The organism is Citrobacter sp. Cpo100 (assembly GCF_030332595.1).
GTDB lineage: Bacteria > Pseudomonadota > Gammaproteobacteria > Enterobacterales > Enterobacteriaceae > Citrobacter > Citrobacter portucalensis.
Genome location: NZ_JAOWHM010000009.1, coordinates 1 through 216, shown reverse-complemented (window position 1 = coordinate 216; position 216 = coordinate 1). Strand labels below are relative to the sequence as shown.

Below are 216 nucleotides of genomic sequence, written 5' to 3'. Positions count from 1 at the left end.
TGGTGCATCCGGGAGGATTCGAACCTCCGACCGCTCGGTTCGTAGCCGAGTACTCTATCCAGCTGAGCTACGGATGCATCAGGGAAACTTACTTTACTGCAGATTTGATGTCGCTGCTAAAGCGCTATCAAGTAATATGGTGCATCCGGGAGGATTCGAACCTCCGACCGCTCGGTTCGTAGCCGAGTACTCTATCCAGCTGAGCTACGGATGCAA

The 216-nt window shown here is 53.2% G+C and carries 2 tRNA genes; both read right to left on the bottom strand.

Annotated elements, in window-relative coordinates:
* Window positions 1-77 (bottom strand) — tRNA-Arg (locus OGX96_RS00055).
* Window positions 78-137: 60 nt separating this feature from the next.
* Window positions 138-214 (bottom strand) — tRNA-Arg (locus tag OGX96_RS00050).
* Window positions 215-216 lie beyond the last annotated feature (2 nt).